We start from the raw sequence: 14,941 nt of genomic DNA, 5'->3' as shown, positions 1-14,941 counted from the left end.
AATTCGATTCCCCAGCTCCGCTGAGGTTATTTTCGGGGCCACCTGTGTACCATCTAGTGAGAGTCTATTAAAGCTCCTCGATTGTAAACAATCGGGGAGCTTTGAAAATTAGTCGGATGATTCCAACCAAAAAATCCTGTGAGGGGTCAAGATCCTTTTCAAGTCGTTTTCTTTTAACTCTTTAATAACACTGTCGTATCTTTCAGCTAGGAATCGAATCACTTCGGCCGGGCTAATTTTAGAGCCATTTAGCGCTTGATAACAAGTATCAAGAATCGCCACCGCCGCTTCCGAAAGAACTCTGAAACGCTGACTCTCTGGAATATCAGAATGGGCAGTTTGATTTCTTACAAACCGCATTCTTTGTAAAACAATGTCAGCACTATCTTTTACCTTTTCCAAATACTGAGCCATTTTATCCGGATTTTGGTAGAGACTTCGAATGTAACGAATACGCGTCTTACCAAGCTCATCTAGCTTCGATATTTCGTCTTCAAATTGTTGTTTTACTAGTTTTGCACCTTCAGTGCTTATCCTTAGTTTTTCAGCTAATTTTTCCCAATCAGCAGAAGAACTAGTCTCAGGATTTTTAGCCATTAACAGTAGTACAAGATTATGTAACTCAACTTTATTATCTGAAGAACTTCCACCATTACTCTTACCCTTATCCTGCCCATTCGTCGCATTTCTAATGGTGAGAGTATCTCGGAGTTCCTTTGGAAGAATGCTCTTATCACAACCCCGTAATAGAGTAAAAGAAACTTCAATAGCCAAGTGTTGAATTGCGGCTAAACCCACGATTTTTGGCACCGACTTAGCGACGAAATTCTGGGTTGAATCACTGTTGTTTCCCCTACCTAAATACTCTAACGCCATCCAACCAAAAAATACTGAAAGCGCTCCGGCTCTTTCAGCAGATGCTTTAGAGGCAAATCGGAGAGAACGACTAACATGTGGCTCGGAATGACTTACCATTAACCTAGTGTTGACAATGGGTTCCACAAAGTCATCCGATAAGTGTGTAGTTCCATTTTTACCCTTTTCCCACACTAAAACTTTTCGTTTTACACCAAAAACACCGGTTCGATGTTCCGCATTTATCCGATCCATTGCCGCTTCAGCCAGATCAAGCGCAAGTTGCTGAGCCTGTCGAGGATCTTTTGCTTTTACTGGCCACATGACAATTTGGCAAGACACCTTATGATCTGTGCTACTTGTTAAGTGGTCGATTCCCCAATGTTCAAAGCAAAAGCGAATCAAGTCGGAATCAGGATAGTTTTTAGATTTTTTAAACTTGCTTCCTTTTTGATTTGGCCATCCGTCAGGTTTTGGAAAAAGTACTACTTCCGCTCCAGAATGATCAATTGATGCTTTAACCGATCCCGTAATCACAGTCGCGACCCAAAAATCACTGTCAGGTTGGGAGAGCGCGCCTTTCATCATTTCAATAACGTTCGTGGTGTCAGAGAGTTTATCGTGAGATAAATTACCCTTCAGAGAATCAGCAAAGAATGCAACATCTCGACCTTGGTGGTAAAAATACGCAGCAACTTCTGGAGCTTGTTTCATCAGTTTTTGCCTGGCAGTCGTAGGATTGCCATCATTTTGAACTGTCGTTAAAACTTGGGCAAATAATTCATCTTCATAGGAAAGCTTCACTTGATCTTCCAAATTGTGAAGAAGGTCAAGGAATCGATTGACATTTTCAACAACTAGTTTCTTCTTTTTCTTCCAAACGCCTTCATCTTGAAGTTGCTGCTGGAATTGCTTATTTTCCCGGCGGAAAGCTTTATATGATTCCTGTCTACTCAGAAATCTGTCAAGGATCGATCGTTTTACAGCAAACTCAACCCGATCAAGGGCATATTTCACTGCCTGCCATGCATGTCCAGGATCATCATTAGTGGCATTAAGGGCTTCAATGGCTTCGGTAATTGCTTCTGGAGGCGTCAAAATATGTTGGGCAGAAGTTTCAAAATACGAAAAACGATCTGAAGTCTTTTTCAAGCAATTGATGAAAAACAATGCCCTATCAAGAATATCCGAATGCAATTCACCATTCTCCAAAGTAAAAACAAAGAGTAGCCCCTCAAAAATCCAGAGAGGCTACTCAAAGCAACATGCCACAAACTCTAATGTGAGGGCGATCATGTCTCTAATCTGGTTTTAAACCTACCGGTTATTTACAAAATGTCAACCATTTTCGCTTCCACTCTCCCCAAAAAGTTTGGTAGCAGCATCAATTCTAAATAGCGAATTAGCTGGTCTCAGCATAGATTGATCCAAAAATATCTTGAAAAATTTCAGTATCAACCCATTACCATTACCCCCGCCCTGTTACGATAACCATCATGCCGAGCTTGGATCGTTGATCTCGCCAGCTTCCAAGGTTTCTATGAATTCGCGTGAGTGAAATTCACTGTAGGCAAGGCAACAAATCTGATAACAAAGTAGATTCTGTTGAAGACTGGCTACTTTTGGTACTTTCACCCCTTTTTGAAGGTCATTTTTGATATTATGAGCGTTCGTCTAGCATCGTGTCCGCACCAAGATTCAAGGTCACGAGGAAAGAAAACTCACCAAATTAGTACGACAAAATCACTGAAATTTCCCCATAAACCCATTTCATTGCTAAACATCCCCATTAGAACCGCAAACCGCTGTGCTAGTCAGGCGGAATGAACCCACAGCTACTTATGAAAAAGAAAACCTATACCGAGACCTGGAGGGTAAAAACCCGAATTGGAAACCGCGTTTATGAAGACGTAGATTTCACCGGCACGGATTTCAACCACCCGATCTTTAGTAATGTGACGTTTAAGAATTGCATTTTTCGAAAGTGTAATTTGGATGACGCCAGGCTTTATTCCTGCGATTTTTACGATTGTGTCTTTGACAAAGTGGACTTACGCGGGGTCACCATAGGTGCCCATACCGGGATTTTTCGGGATTGTGTGTTTAACGGTTGCAATTTCCAGCGAGCAAGTTTTTACGAGCCCGAATTCTATAATTGCACCTTTGATAAGTGCAGAATGAAAGGGCTGGAAACCCGCGCTAGCTATTTCGAAAATTGCACGATAATTGGGCATCTCGCGGAGATTGTTTTTTACAACAATTTCTACGACGACATCAGCAAAAAACAATTTGACGACTTATTTCACAGCATCGATTTCTCAAAAGCCCACTTCGGTGAATACGTAATCTTCGAAGGCTGCGACCTCTCACGCTCTGTACCACCACGCGGCCATACTTTTGAAGAGCTACTCACCAAAAGATACTCCTCCCGCTTTAGACGCGGCAGGACCGGCATTGGCACCCCCGGGAAAGAGGACTAACCCCTAGATTCAACTTTCGCCACCGCCATGGTCAAGGTGTTGTTACCATAACCATCATGGTGTTTCGGTTTCTCCTGGAAGAAAACAATGATGGCCGCGTGCAGGCGAAAGGTCCAGACAATGCCCAGTGTCACAACCTGCGGGTAGACGGCATTAAGACCGGCACGATTAGCACGCTGTTTTTCCCGAAGTCGAAGCAGTACCCGCTGTCGGATTTTGTGGGTGCGGACCCTTATTTCCAGCTGCAGAAGGTTTTTGTGCTCCGTGATTCCGCAGGCACCCCGGTCTGTGCGGTGGAAGTGGTTGGTGTTTCAGCGAGTAGTTTCGGCGCGATCACGGCCGCCGACCTTACAGACACTGACGGGCCGAAAGACCCGGCTGAGTGGAAGGAGTGGGTGCAGGAAACTTGGCAGAAACCGGTGTTTAGGGGAATGTGTTATCCCCGCATTATCAGGGATTCATCGGTGATTATCCGGGTGGATTTCAAGGTGATCGAAGTCTTCGGCCAGCTGGGTGAAACGCCAAGCGCGGAAACCGCCGATGCGTTGTTGGACTTGCTTTTCGACGGCCTGACCAAGCGGGCTACCCCGGAAGAAGTCCTCGCCACGATCGTGAAACTTGACCCGTCTCTCCCGGCGGATTTCCGACTGGGTGCCTACGATTTAATCGCGAAGCCGCACTCACTGATGCCGACGACATTCGTCACAGCACCGGATGTAACCGGTCTGGTTGAACGAACCGAAGAATTTACCCGCGAGTTTCCCGGTTTGCCGACCCCACCGGTGGATGCAGGCTCACACCATAAGATCGTCGACTGGGTAGAGGACTGCCTTGAGGCACTTGGGTTTCCATCGGTGGCGGTAACCACCCGGCGTGGAAAAGCACGATCTGGTCACCGCAACGGCGGCCACGCGGATTTCCGGCAACGGCTTAACCGGGAACAATTAGCTCACCGCTTCCCCGGTATATCAGTGCGGAGGTATCGCAAAACGGTTCGCGCGCTACTTCACCTGCATAAACGCGCGTTAACGGCTGCGGCTGCGGCGGATTACGCACGCGCTATCCACTTGGGAAAGACGCGGCTTGCGTTTTTGATCGATCGGGAGGATTTCAAGAAATCCCCGGCCACCGCGCAGTTTGTCGCCTACTACACCGCACGATTGAAGCTGCGGACGTTATTTACTGTGGGGTCGCAGGTTCGCCCGATGGATCACATCGCGCAGCTGCTGCTGGATCGTGCGTTGGCCGATCCGAATGTTCAGTTGCCGGTCATTGCATCTATCTATTGCCCGCCTGTGATCGTTGCATTGCTTGACGACGCCGCCAAACTGCGGCTTGCCACCACCTATTTCGCCCAGTTGGAGTGGTTAGCGATCCAGCTGAAAACGCTGTGGAATCCCCGCTGGCGCACCAGCACAATGGTTATGCGGAAAGGCGATAATTCCTCCCGCTGGAACGCCGCCGCCCGCGCCTGGGACCAGATGCGCACCGGTTGGTTGAATGTGATGGTCGGTGCGCATTGGGACGACGTACTGACTGGGTTCTGCTTTGGCAAAGTACCCTCTTTGATTGCCGGCGACGTCGCCGCCTGGCACCACCATGTGGGTGAGCATGAACCGCACCACGATGTGCAGGTTTTTCAGCGGCTGCCACTGCCGTGGGAGGTAGTCGTGGGTACCAAGGAATGCACCGCTACGGATGTGCGAACCGCCTGTGCTGAGGTAGGTATTGATCCGGATGCCACAGGGTGGACCTTGCCGTATCGCCAATCCGAATTGGCTGTAACCCGCCCGACCTACGATTTGGTGCACGGGATTATGGTCAGCGATCCGGTGGCGGCGCATTGGATGCGTAAAGCAGGCTGGTTCGCCGGAAAATCTTAAAACCAAATCTGTGATCGACACGCCTTAGCATGTGTTATTCTTCCTTCTTGGAAGAGGTAGCTCAATGAGCCACGTACGTGGCCCGGCAGAGCGGTTGGCACATAGTATCCGACTCGTTCCTGGTTCGAATCCAGGCCTCTTCCCCTTTTTTTGTTATTAACGGGGATCGAGTGCTGGGATATCCACGGTGGTTCCGGCCCCACCTGTCGGGTCGGTAAACTCCACTGTCCAATGCAGGTCGACCTCGGGGTCGTCGACAAGCGAAATGCTATCAACGCTGAGATTTGGTTCTTGGGCAACTGCCTGACTCAACGCATCCATCGCAGATACCGTTGCGGCACGGGCGGCAACGACTTCATCGTCGGTGTCGGTTTTACCTTCGCGGCCACGTTCAGTAATTTCCCCATTCGGCGCAGCATCGTATTCGGCTTTCTCAGTGCCCTCATAGACGGTGATTTCCACCATGTCGCCGTCAACCTGATCCGCACTGGTGACGATGCCGGTCGCGGCCTCATCGGCGGCAAATTCTGCCAAGGCTACAACTACTAGGTCTGTTTGGTTTCCGATGTTCTCGCCGGGGGTGTTTTTTCCGATATCGCGTTGCTGCGGTGGGGTTGCGGTCGCGATATTCGGTGTGGTGTTAGCTGCCACGTTGTCACTTCCACCGTCTGTGCACGCTGCGATTACGGGGGCTGCGATAACTAGCGCTGTGGCCATCACGAGCAGGCGGGGGCGGGAAAAATGAAACATGCTGCCTCCTTAATGTGGCTGCCATAGCCAGGTTTCGGGTCACACATCGTTGGATACTTTTAGCGACCCTACCGAAACCCATGCGCCCTGCCGCATAATCGCTCTCTATAATCGTCCCTATGTCCCAGACTGATCCCGCCATGAACTGCACCGAACCCAATTTTAGTGAGGAAGGTAACAATAGCGGGATTCCCGCTATTTCCCATCCGGTCTTTGTCGCGAAAGATGCCACCGAAACGGCTATCCCGGCGCGCGCTAAACCCACACGCCAACCCGCGACTCGACATCAACTCATCTATGAAACCGTGGCGGGATTATTCGGTTTTTTAGGGGTGATGTTGGGCATTGAAACTGGCTATCGGCTTGTTTCAACGCAACCGATTCTGCTGCATATTGTTTTGCTGTTCGCCTGTTGGGGGCTTGTTGTGGTGTTATGGCGCACTAGCCGCACGTTTCGGAGTGGCACTAATGGAAAACGATAAAATCAAGCCCGATGCCACCACGGCGCAACCTCAGCCGGAGAGGATTCTACGGCGCGCATTTCCGGTTTTAGTGGTGCTGGCGGCGCTCAGTGTGGTGTTGTCGATTGTAAATTTGGCTCGTCCCACCCCAAGCCTGTGGGTTCCGCTTGGTGCCGTGGTGTTGGTGGTTGCGGCGGTTAGTGTGTGGCGGTGGCTTAGGTCGCGCCGGTAGGACGTGGTACGTGTGGTTGGTTAGCGATTGTCGAAGCTGTCAGGTTGGCATTGGTGTATCGCTGCAAGGGCTTCGGCGGCGGCGGTGGCGTCGATAAGCGTCATGGCGAAACTGTTCTGGATGAGCACAAAGTCGCCTGGTTGGGCTTCCGGTAGGTAGGCGAAGCAGCAGGGGCGGCGCTCGCCTACCACATCAATCTCCCCCATGGGCATGGGCTGTGAGGTGTCGTCGATTCGGATTACTTTTGCGGGTATTCCTAGGCACATGGTTCCTCTATTATCTCAACGTTCATGAGTCCGCGCGGGGCTGTGGTACATGGTAGACAGGGGTCGGCTGCCCGGATTGCGTCTTCTACTAATTCGACCTGGCCGTGGGAGATCACATAGCGCAGCGTATGCGCCAACCATGGTTCATTTTGGGCAGTGGGGCTTAGTATTTGGCATTCGGTCAGGTTGCCGTCGCGTGCGGTGTATCGGTGGATGAGCAAGCCACGCGGACCGTCAATCGCGCCGATTCCGGTGCCGGTTACGGTTGTGGTGGTTGGTGTTGGTTGTTCTTCCTCGGCGGTCAGCGACTCCGACTCGCACAGCTTGATAATCTCGGTTATTGATTCGGTAATGCTTTTAAGCTGCGCCTGCACGGGGGTGAGTGCCAGGTGTCGTGCGGCTGGCCCTACCCGGTACGGCTGCCATGTTTCGCCGATGCGCACCTGCGGATTGGGAGTGATTGAACCCGGCTCGGTTTCTCTGATGCGGTCTACGATCTCGGCCACCGGAAATGTGATGCTGGGTTGGTCAGTGTCAGCGGCATACGTTAATTGTACGGTGTCCCCGAGTGGGTCCCACCGCCCGGTGGCGTCGACAAGCGAAAGGTTGTAGCCGGGAAACTCAAACTGTGGCGCCTGCCCCGCATCAAGATTAAGTACTTCGGCACGGCAGGTTAGTGCTTCTTGGTGTAGCTTTTCGACGTCCTCCAAGCGCACCGTCACCGCTACCCCGCCAGGTACCGCCACATCAGGGAAATGCCCGGTCATCCCAGCCGCGGCACAGGTGGTTTTTCCTAAGCGATGAACCCGCCGTGCCAGGGTGGGGTTTGCTTCGTGATGCAGCAGTTTTGGCCCCATCACGCTTACAACCGAGCCGTGATGTAACAGTGCTCGTATTGCCTTCGCGGTGTCGGAAATGCGGTAGCCATAGAGGCTATCTAGCGCGGCGATACCTGCAAGATGGTGCGTAACCGGGCATAATCCGCATAACCGGGTGATCAGTGCTGGTACTTGCGCAACTGGTCTACCAAGCAGCATCTGATCGACCCGGGGGACTCCCCGGATATCAAATTTTGCGCTTGTGACTGTTCCGGAATGGTCACGTCGTACCACCACCCGGGCGGCGTGTGGATCGACTAACTCAGAAATGCTAATTTTCATGTTCACCCCGTATGCGCAACTTCGCCGCAAGATCCGTGCGGTCGGTTATTCTTAATCATTGTGCATGAACTTTCTCTGCTAACCAGTGTGATCGAAACTGCGGTTTCTAACGCTCATGGCCGAGAGATCACGGCGATTGGGCTTACGATCGGTGCCCGCAGCGGGGTGATAGTCGAGGCGGTGCAGGCCGCCTGGCCCATCGCACAAGCTAGTTTCCCGCAATGTATGCATGCTGAATTGGTTATCACATTTCTTCCTGCCACGGTGTATTGCCCGCAGTGCGCCACCTGCCACGAGATAGATGAGTTCTTCGCGCTTGTGTGCCCAGTATGCGCCACTCCCACCGCCGATCTGCGCAGCGGCACCGAATTTCGACTGGAATGGGTGGATGTGCACGCCGATTCTGATTGTTCGGATTCTAAGGCACCCGATCATTAGCCCGCTTTCGTACTGTCATGAGCCGAAGCTGGGCTGGTGGTAGCCTCGTCCAGCCACTCCTGCACCAGGTCACGGGCTGTTTCGGCAGCTGAGGTCAGCGCGGATTCCGCTGTTGCACTCAGTCCGACGTTAAGGGTAACCGTTTCGGCCACGATGCCGACCACAGCGACCCGGGTTGGTTCATTCCTGCCGAGCCGGGCCACAGACAGTAAATCCAACAGGCCAACCTGATGCGGACTTAATTTCGATTGCAGGAGTCGAGGAATCTGATCGCCAATCAGGGTGTGGATCGTCCCCGGCGCGCCGGGTCCAGCCAGGGCGTCAAGCACGATGAGCCAATCGGCATCCTCCACGTCGGGTAGGACTTCCATTCCGGAGGTGCCGCCGTCAACATAGAGCAATTCCACCTGATCGTATTTGCCTTCGGCGGGGCCGGTTGCTTTCAGAATACCCAGTAATTCCAAACCGATCCCATCATCCGCCATGATGGGGTTGCCGATCCCTAAGACAGTTATGCGTAGCATCTACTCAATCTCCGGGGCGTCGACTGGTTTGGAGCCAGCAGGCAGCCACACGCCGCCGTTGATCATGGCGGATACCCCGCCGTGGTTTTCGATGGAATCAGCCCTAAATACTAGGTAGACGTGCAAAATCACGAAGGCGAACAGCAGGAACATGATCACGGTGTGGATCAGACGAACCATCGGTATTCCGATAATGTGAATCGGGAAGCTAAAGAACTGCCACACCAGGTTGTATTGGTCGTATAGCCCATACAGCGCCAATCCAGACAGAATTTGGATGGTGCATAGTGCGTAGATGGTCGAATAGGTTAATTGCTGCAACACGTTGTGGCCGACATAGTGGGGGCCTTCTTCTTTTAAGAACAAGTAGTATTGCATGGTCGCCCACATTTTCTTCACGTCATCTTTGCCATAAATCGGCCACAGACTCCGCCACCGCATGTGTTTTTGGGTAGCGAAAACCGTGAGACTGAGCCGCCACGCGGCAACTGCAATCCAGGCGAAGCCAGAGACAAAATGAATGTAGCGGATTATCCCCATGAGGTAGCCAGTATCCTGGGATAGCTTGGCGCCGAAGAATGGATTCATGATGTAGTAGCCGGTCACCGACAAGGCGATAATAAGCAGCATATTCAGCCAATGTTGAATACGAAGCGCCCTAGGCCACATCTGTATTCGGGTGTATCCGCCCCGCGTGTGTGACCGAATGCGTTTCTGGCCGCCAACCGATAACGCCACCAATCCCTGGAACTTAAACTCCCCTGCCGTGTCCCCAACCAAGGGGGCGATGGCAACCCCGAGGCTGCGTCGCCCGAGTTTGCGCATCACATTTGCGTTGCGCAATGCCAAGGATTTCACGCCGGGGTCGGCATCCGAGGCTTCTAACACGCTGCCAATGTCACCTCGCATGACAGCCAGATCATGGACGCCGCCACCAAATTCCACCCCCTTTACATGTGCGATGGAAAACCGCCGGTGCTCAGTGGCATAATCGAACGACTCAGCCGCTGGCACTTCCCCAATGGCGCGGTATAACGCGTGGTCGACCGGATCGTTCGAACCGGCTGGGGAAACGCCCGCTAATCTAATCAGCGTCTCGCTTCCCACATCTGCGACGGGGATACTGGCAGCGACATTCAGCACAGTTTTCATGCGAGTGTGGTCGACCTGACTGAATGGTTGCTGTGCTGAGGCAGGCTGGGTGGATGTCATTGCGTCATCACCTGCATTAGTTCCGCACCCGACGGGTCGAGCAGATGGACCGCGCAGGACATACACGGATCAAAGGAGTGGATAGTGCGCAGTACCTCCAAGGGTTGTGCGGCATCAACCAGCGGATGCGTACCGTTGGCGAGTGCGGATTCATAGGGGCCCAACTGGCCCTTCGGGTCGCGGCCTCCTGCGAGCCAGGTGGTGGGAACGACGGCTTGGTACCGTTCGGTGCGGCCATCCTTGATGGTGATGTAATGCGACAACATGCCCCGGGCTACTTCCATCATGGCAAAGCCAGAGGTTTCTTTAGGCCAGCTGCTAGGTTCCCAGGTGCGAGCATTGAACACATCAAAATCGCCTGCTTTAAGCCCATTGATGAATTCCGGCAGTAGGACCTGACTAAGGTTTTCTGCAGTGCTCACCGCCTCCACCGCGCGGGCTAGGGTGCGACCGCCGGTGGAATTGAATTTATCCACCGTGATCCCCAGCTCCTTCATGGCGTCGTCGACGATGCGTTTGGTAGCCGGTTCGTTTTGGATATAGGCCAAAAGTACCCTGGCTACTGGCCCGACCTGGGTGGGGCGACCGTCATAGCGGGGGCTTTTGGACCACGAATATTCCTCCGCGTCACCCAACCAGGTATAAGGAGGCTTTGGTCCAGTGTAGGCCGGGGTGGTTTCACCCACATCGGGGGTCAGCCCTTTGTCTTTGCCCACGGAATACTCGTACCAGGCGGAAGAAATGTATTCTTCGATTTTCTTGGGATCTAGGGGATGCACGGTGGTGTAATCCCCGTCCAGGATGACCCCCGGTTTGATCTCTGGGTGCGCGTAGGAAAGGGATCGCTGCATTTTATTGGACACAATCGTGGCCCCGGCCATTCCAACCGCGAGAAACGTGTCAGCGGATTTTCCAATGTCGAAATAGTCCGAGTACACCTTCATGATCGCCATGGCGTCTGGCAGATAGCACCCGTAGACGAAGTCTTCGATCTCTTGAATCCAGCCTTTGATCTGATCCATGTGAACCTGGTTGACCGTCTCCGACTTATCCGGGTCGATCGAACACGCCATGCCGCCAACCAGGAAATTCGGGTGCGGATTCTTACCGCCGAAAACAGTGTTAATGCGGATGATCGACCGCTGGAATTGCAGGGCATCGAGATAATGTGACACGGCCATGAGGTTCGCCTCCGGCGGCAGTCGATAATCCTCGTGTTCCCAATACCCGCCGGTGAAGATACTAAGCTGTCCCGATTCCAAAACCCCGGTGATGGTTTCTTTTACTTTGGCGAATTGTTCCGGGGTGTTACCCTTCCACGTCGATCCGATACTGCGAGCAAATTCGGCGGTTTTTAGCGGATCCGCCTGAGCCGCTGACACCACGTTCACCCAGTCCAACGCATGCAAATGGTAGAAATGCACCACATGGTCGTGAATTTCCTGGCTGCCAAGGACCAGATCCCGAATAAGCTGTGCTTGTTTCGGAATGTCGCAGCCGATGGCATCTTCGACAGCAGCAACCGATGCCAACGAATGAGTACCGGTACATACACCGCAGATCCGCCCCACGAACGCCCACACATCACGCGGATCCCGGCCTTCACAGATGGTTTCTATCCCACGAAATTGTGTGGTTTCGCTCCATGCATTTGTGATGGTGCCGTCATCAACTTCCAGTTCCACTCGAAGGTGGCCCTCAATGCGGGTGAGTGGATCTACAACTATTCGTTCAACTGCCATGACGTGTTAAACCTCACCTTCGCCAGGATTCGGGGTTGATGTGGTGGTTTCCGATTGTTGGGGGCTATCACCAAACGCTGCCAAAGGTTCGATTTCGCCGGTGGATCGCTTAATCGCCACCTCTTTAACCATGGTGACACCCCCATGAATGACGGCACCTGCTGCGGCTGCCCCAACCAGTCCCCATCCGACCGTTTCCACGGAGGATTCGATTCCAAATCCCGTGAAATCGGGCAGTGTGTCATAAAACGGAGTGAACCTGTCAAAGAAGTGCTTCTCCGTGCATCCAATACACGGATGGCCTGCCCCGATTGGCCAACCCGATTTAAGATTCCATTGAATGATCGGGCACGGGCTAAACGTCGAAGGCCCTTTGCAGCCGACTTCATAGAGGCACCAGCCGTTGCGGGCAGCTTCGTCATCGAAAGTCCGAACAAACTGACCCGCATCATAATGTGCCCGCCTCGGGCAAGAATCATGGATCCGCTGGTCGTAGGCGAACAGCGGCCGCCCCTCGGCATCGACTTTTGGTGCCCTACCGTGGGTGAGCAGATAGGTGATAGTGGCGGTAATGACTTCACCGATGGGTGGGCAGCCGGAGACATTGATGATGGGTTTGTCTTTGATGATGTCTTCCACCCCCACTGCCTGAGTGGGGTTAGGACGGGCCGCCTGGACTGAACCGTATACCGCACACGCACCGACCGCGAGAATGACGGTGGCGTTTTCGGCGGCTTCTCGCAGCACCTGTTCCGAGGTCTTCCCACCGATCATGCAGTACACGCCGTTTTCAGCCAATGATACTGAACCATTAACCACCAAAATGTGCGGTTGTTGGTTTAGCTCATGGAGCGCATGTTCAGCCGCCTCCCCAGACGCAGCCATAACTAGCTCATTGTAATTAACCGACAATTGGTTCAATACAAGATCTTCGATGGTTGAAGATCCGGAACGCAATACCGATTCCATGCAGCCCGTGCACTCTTGCAATTGCAACCAGGCAACATTTGGTTTCGTCACATTCCCCAACGCATGTGCAATTTTCTCGGCTTCTTCCGCGGAGGCTTTGTCAGCCAACGGAACCCCCGTGGCAAAAACCGCCGCCAACCCCGCACACATCTTCATAAAGTCGCGTCGTTTCACGCCTTTACGCTCTAGGTTTTCCGCAAGAGTGCCGCCTTGCCACGTATCGAGCAGATGCATACTGTGTCCTTAACCGTTGACAATGCAGGTACCCGGACATTGTGGCGACTTAGTAAAGACGTCACTTCCCAACGCGATTAAATCCGGTGTCACCTGACGCTTTCGTTGTTTATTACAGTATCAATCCACTGCGGACATTCGCTTTATTCCGTCTTTTGTATATCTCCGCTAAAACCGTGCTGACGCCGAAGAAATCCATTCAACGAAAGCACAACGCACGCAGCAGGCAAAACCCACAGTAACCAGCACTAAAACAGCATCGTGACCGTGCGGACCTGCCGCGTCGACAAGCAAAAACTAGGAGGAGCCAACACCGGTATCTTCCACCAAATTCTCGGCGAAAAACCACAGTGAACATTCTGCTACCCGACCATTTCGGGGGTGATTTTTTAACTACCTAGGCACCAATCACTCCGGCAACCCACTCGTACCAGTCTGCCAAGCCATCACCGGTCTTGGTTGATACCAACACCACCAGCGCCTCTGGATTCACCTGGGCGATATTGGCCCGAAACGCATCCATGTCGAAATCTAGGTACGGCAGTAAATCGACCTTATTGATCACTACGACTGAGACAGACCTAAACATCACCGGGTATTTCAGCGGTTTGTCCTCCCCCTCCGTCACCGAAGCAACCATGATCTTATGATGCGCCCCCACATCAAATTCTGCTGGGCACACCAAGTTACCAACGTTTTCGATAAATACCGCATCAACATCCGCCAATTCCAATTGTTGCAGCGCCGCCGACACCATGGGGGCATCCAAATGGCATTCGCCACCAAAGCCTTGGCCAGTATTAAGCAATGACACTTGGGCGCCTAAATCCCGAAGCCGTTCAGCGTCAAACGCCGTCTCAATGTCGCCCTCAATGACTCCTAATCGGTAAGTATCGGCAAAATGCGCCAAAGTCTTTTCCAACAATGTGGTCTTACCCGCACCCGGAGAACTCATGACGTTAATGGCAACCACTTCATGAGCATCAAATGCCGCCCGGTTCGCCGCCGCGCGGTTATCATTCTCGGCGAAAATATCCTCCAACACCATGATGCGTTCCCGGCCTGTGGCATAACCCGAATGATCACCGACGTCCGCCGGGGCCAAATCCCCGGATCGCACCACGTGTTCGTGCGAATGCGAGTGATCGTGGTGGGAATGCGAGTGGCGGTGATCGTTATGATGCCCATCGTCGTGATGATGATCGTGATGGTGTTCTGTTCCATCATGCCGGTGGAACCGTCCCATGGCTGGTCACACTCCGTTTCTGTTCGTTACTTTTACAACTGTGCTGTTCATAGAGCTTTTCGACGCCCCCAGGCTGCGCTGTGGCGCGCTTCGACCCGTTGTGCGGTTAACCGCTTACCTACCCAGGTGCATATTCACCACAAACCTCAATATCGCGCACCCGACATTCATTTCCCGTAACCACCGTCACTGGTCGACCGCACATGGGACAACTCATTGACAAATACTCCGCCGCATCTAACACCGTGGTGTGCCCATCTCCGCATTCGACCACCGCATCAATCCACGTAATTTCCAACCGAGATTGAGCAAGCGCAGTATCACGGGTGACAAATCCCCACGCGTATTCCAATGAACTGGGAACCACCTGGCGTAACGCCCCGATTTCAAGACGGATAATCTCGACGCTGCGACCACCTGCGGCCCGAGAAACAATATCGGCGATATACGTCGATAACGCAATTTCATGCACGAATCTGACACTAACAC

Annotated in this window: 15 protein-coding genes, 1 tRNA gene and 1 pseudogene; 7 read left to right on the top strand and 10 right to left on the bottom strand. The window is 52.6% G+C overall.

Annotated elements, in window-relative coordinates:
- Positions 1 to 108: 108 nt before the first annotated feature.
- A complete protein-coding gene (locus CMUST_RS03670) occupies positions 109 to 2,052 on the bottom strand; it encodes a hypothetical protein (protein ID WP_236690148.1) in 1,944 nt (647 codons plus the stop codon).
- 626 nt (positions 2,053 to 2,678) lie between these two features.
- Here CMUST_RS03670 and CMUST_RS17275 point away from each other — a divergent pair.
- The 4 genes and pseudogenes from CMUST_RS17275 to CMUST_RS16690 all read left to right on the top strand — a co-directional run.
- Positions 2,679 to 3,029 (top strand): annotated as a pseudogene (locus CMUST_RS17275) (pentapeptide repeat-containing protein); the annotation flags it as partial.
- A 3-nt stretch (positions 3,030 to 3,032) separates the two neighbouring features.
- Positions 3,033 to 3,335, top strand: a complete 303-nt coding sequence (locus CMUST_RS17270) for a hypothetical protein (protein ID WP_236690147.1) — start codon at positions 3,033 to 3,035, stop codon at positions 3,333 to 3,335.
- A gap of 56 nt (positions 3,336 to 3,391) precedes the next feature.
- Positions 3,392 to 5,218, top strand: coding sequence for a hypothetical protein (locus CMUST_RS03660; RefSeq protein ID WP_047261381.1), 1,827 nt, complete (start codon positions 3,392 to 3,394; stop codon positions 5,216 to 5,218).
- 50 nt (positions 5,219 to 5,268) lie between these two features.
- Positions 5,269 to 5,361 (top strand) — tRNA-OTHER (locus CMUST_RS16690).
- Positions 5,362 to 5,374: 13 nt separating this feature from the next.
- On the opposite strand, the gene CMUST_RS03655 is transcribed toward CMUST_RS16690, so the two are convergent.
- A complete protein-coding gene (locus CMUST_RS03655; RefSeq protein ID WP_047261380.1) occupies positions 5,375 to 5,968 on the bottom strand; it encodes a hypothetical protein in 594 nt (197 codons plus the stop codon).
- A 119-nt stretch (positions 5,969 to 6,087) separates the two neighbouring features.
- Here CMUST_RS03655 and CMUST_RS03650 point away from each other — a divergent pair, with 119 nt between their 5' ends.
- Positions 6,088 to 6,450 (top strand): hypothetical protein, encoded by a 363-nt coding sequence (locus CMUST_RS03650; protein ID WP_047261379.1) that lies wholly within the window; start codon positions 6,088 to 6,090, stop codon positions 6,448 to 6,450.
- A complete protein-coding gene (locus CMUST_RS03645) occupies positions 6,437 to 6,661 on the top strand; it encodes a hypothetical protein (RefSeq protein ID WP_047261378.1) in 225 nt (74 codons plus the stop codon). Before CMUST_RS03650 ends, CMUST_RS03645 begins: the two co-directional genes overlap by 14 nt.
- 20 nt (positions 6,662 to 6,681) lie before the next feature.
- Here the strand turns inward: CMUST_RS03645 and CMUST_RS03640 are convergent, their stop codons facing one another.
- The gene (locus tag CMUST_RS03640) at positions 6,682 to 6,927 is read right to left on the bottom strand and encodes a HypC/HybG/HupF family hydrogenase formation chaperone (protein ID WP_047261377.1); all 246 of its coding nucleotides are present in this window, start codon (positions 6,925 to 6,927) and stop codon (positions 6,682 to 6,684) included.
- Entirely contained in the window at positions 6,918 to 8,087 is a 1,170-nt protein-coding gene (locus tag CMUST_RS03635) for a nickel-dependent hydrogenase large subunit (protein WP_052844515.1), read from the bottom strand. Before CMUST_RS03635 ends, CMUST_RS03640 begins: the two co-directional genes overlap by 10 nt.
- A gap of 60 nt (positions 8,088 to 8,147) precedes the next feature.
- Here CMUST_RS03635 and CMUST_RS03630 point away from each other — a divergent pair, with 60 nt between their 5' ends.
- On the top strand, positions 8,148 to 8,525 hold the full coding sequence (locus tag CMUST_RS03630; protein WP_047261375.1) for a hydrogenase maturation nickel metallochaperone HypA/HybF: 378 nt from the start codon (positions 8,148 to 8,150) through the stop codon (positions 8,523 to 8,525).
- On the opposite strand, the gene CMUST_RS03625 is transcribed toward CMUST_RS03630, so the two are convergent.
- From CMUST_RS03625 to CMUST_RS03600, 6 genes are all read right to left on the bottom strand, one after another.
- Positions 8,522 to 9,049, bottom strand: a complete 528-nt coding sequence (locus CMUST_RS03625) for a hydrogenase maturation protease (protein WP_047261374.1) — start codon at positions 9,047 to 9,049, stop codon at positions 8,522 to 8,524. The two genes, CMUST_RS03630 and CMUST_RS03625, sit on opposite strands and share 4 nt — an antisense overlap.
- Complete coding sequence (gene cybH / locus CMUST_RS03620) at positions 9,050 to 10,261, bottom strand: Ni/Fe-hydrogenase, b-type cytochrome subunit (protein WP_052844514.1); 1,212 nt, start codon at positions 10,259 to 10,261, stop codon at positions 9,050 to 9,052.
- Positions 10,258 to 12,003, bottom strand: a complete 1,746-nt coding sequence (locus CMUST_RS03615) for a nickel-dependent hydrogenase large subunit (protein ID WP_047261373.1) — start codon at positions 12,001 to 12,003, stop codon at positions 10,258 to 10,260. The genes cybH and CMUST_RS03615 overlap by 4 nt, the downstream gene beginning before the upstream one ends.
- 6 nt (positions 12,004 to 12,009) lie before the next feature.
- Complete coding sequence (locus CMUST_RS03610) at positions 12,010 to 13,206, bottom strand: hydrogenase small subunit (RefSeq protein ID WP_047261372.1); 1,197 nt, start codon at positions 13,204 to 13,206, stop codon at positions 12,010 to 12,012.
- Positions 13,207 to 13,603: 397 nt separating this feature from the next.
- Positions 13,604 to 14,452 (bottom strand): hydrogenase nickel incorporation protein HypB, encoded by an 849-nt coding sequence (hypB, locus tag CMUST_RS03605; RefSeq protein WP_047261371.1) that lies wholly within the window; start codon positions 14,450 to 14,452, stop codon positions 13,604 to 13,606.
- Positions 14,453 to 14,570: 118 nt separating this feature from the next.
- Positions 14,571 to 14,924 (bottom strand): hydrogenase maturation nickel metallochaperone HypA, encoded by a 354-nt coding sequence (locus CMUST_RS03600; protein ID WP_047261370.1) that lies wholly within the window; start codon positions 14,922 to 14,924, stop codon positions 14,571 to 14,573.
- Positions 14,925 to 14,941 lie beyond the last annotated feature (17 nt).

It is taken from the genome of Corynebacterium mustelae, from assembly GCF_001020985.1.
Lineage (GTDB): Bacteria > Actinomycetota > Actinomycetes > Mycobacteriales > Mycobacteriaceae > Corynebacterium > Corynebacterium mustelae.
Note: the sequence above shows the minus strand (reverse complement) of the source record. Positions and strands in the feature narration are given on the sequence as shown.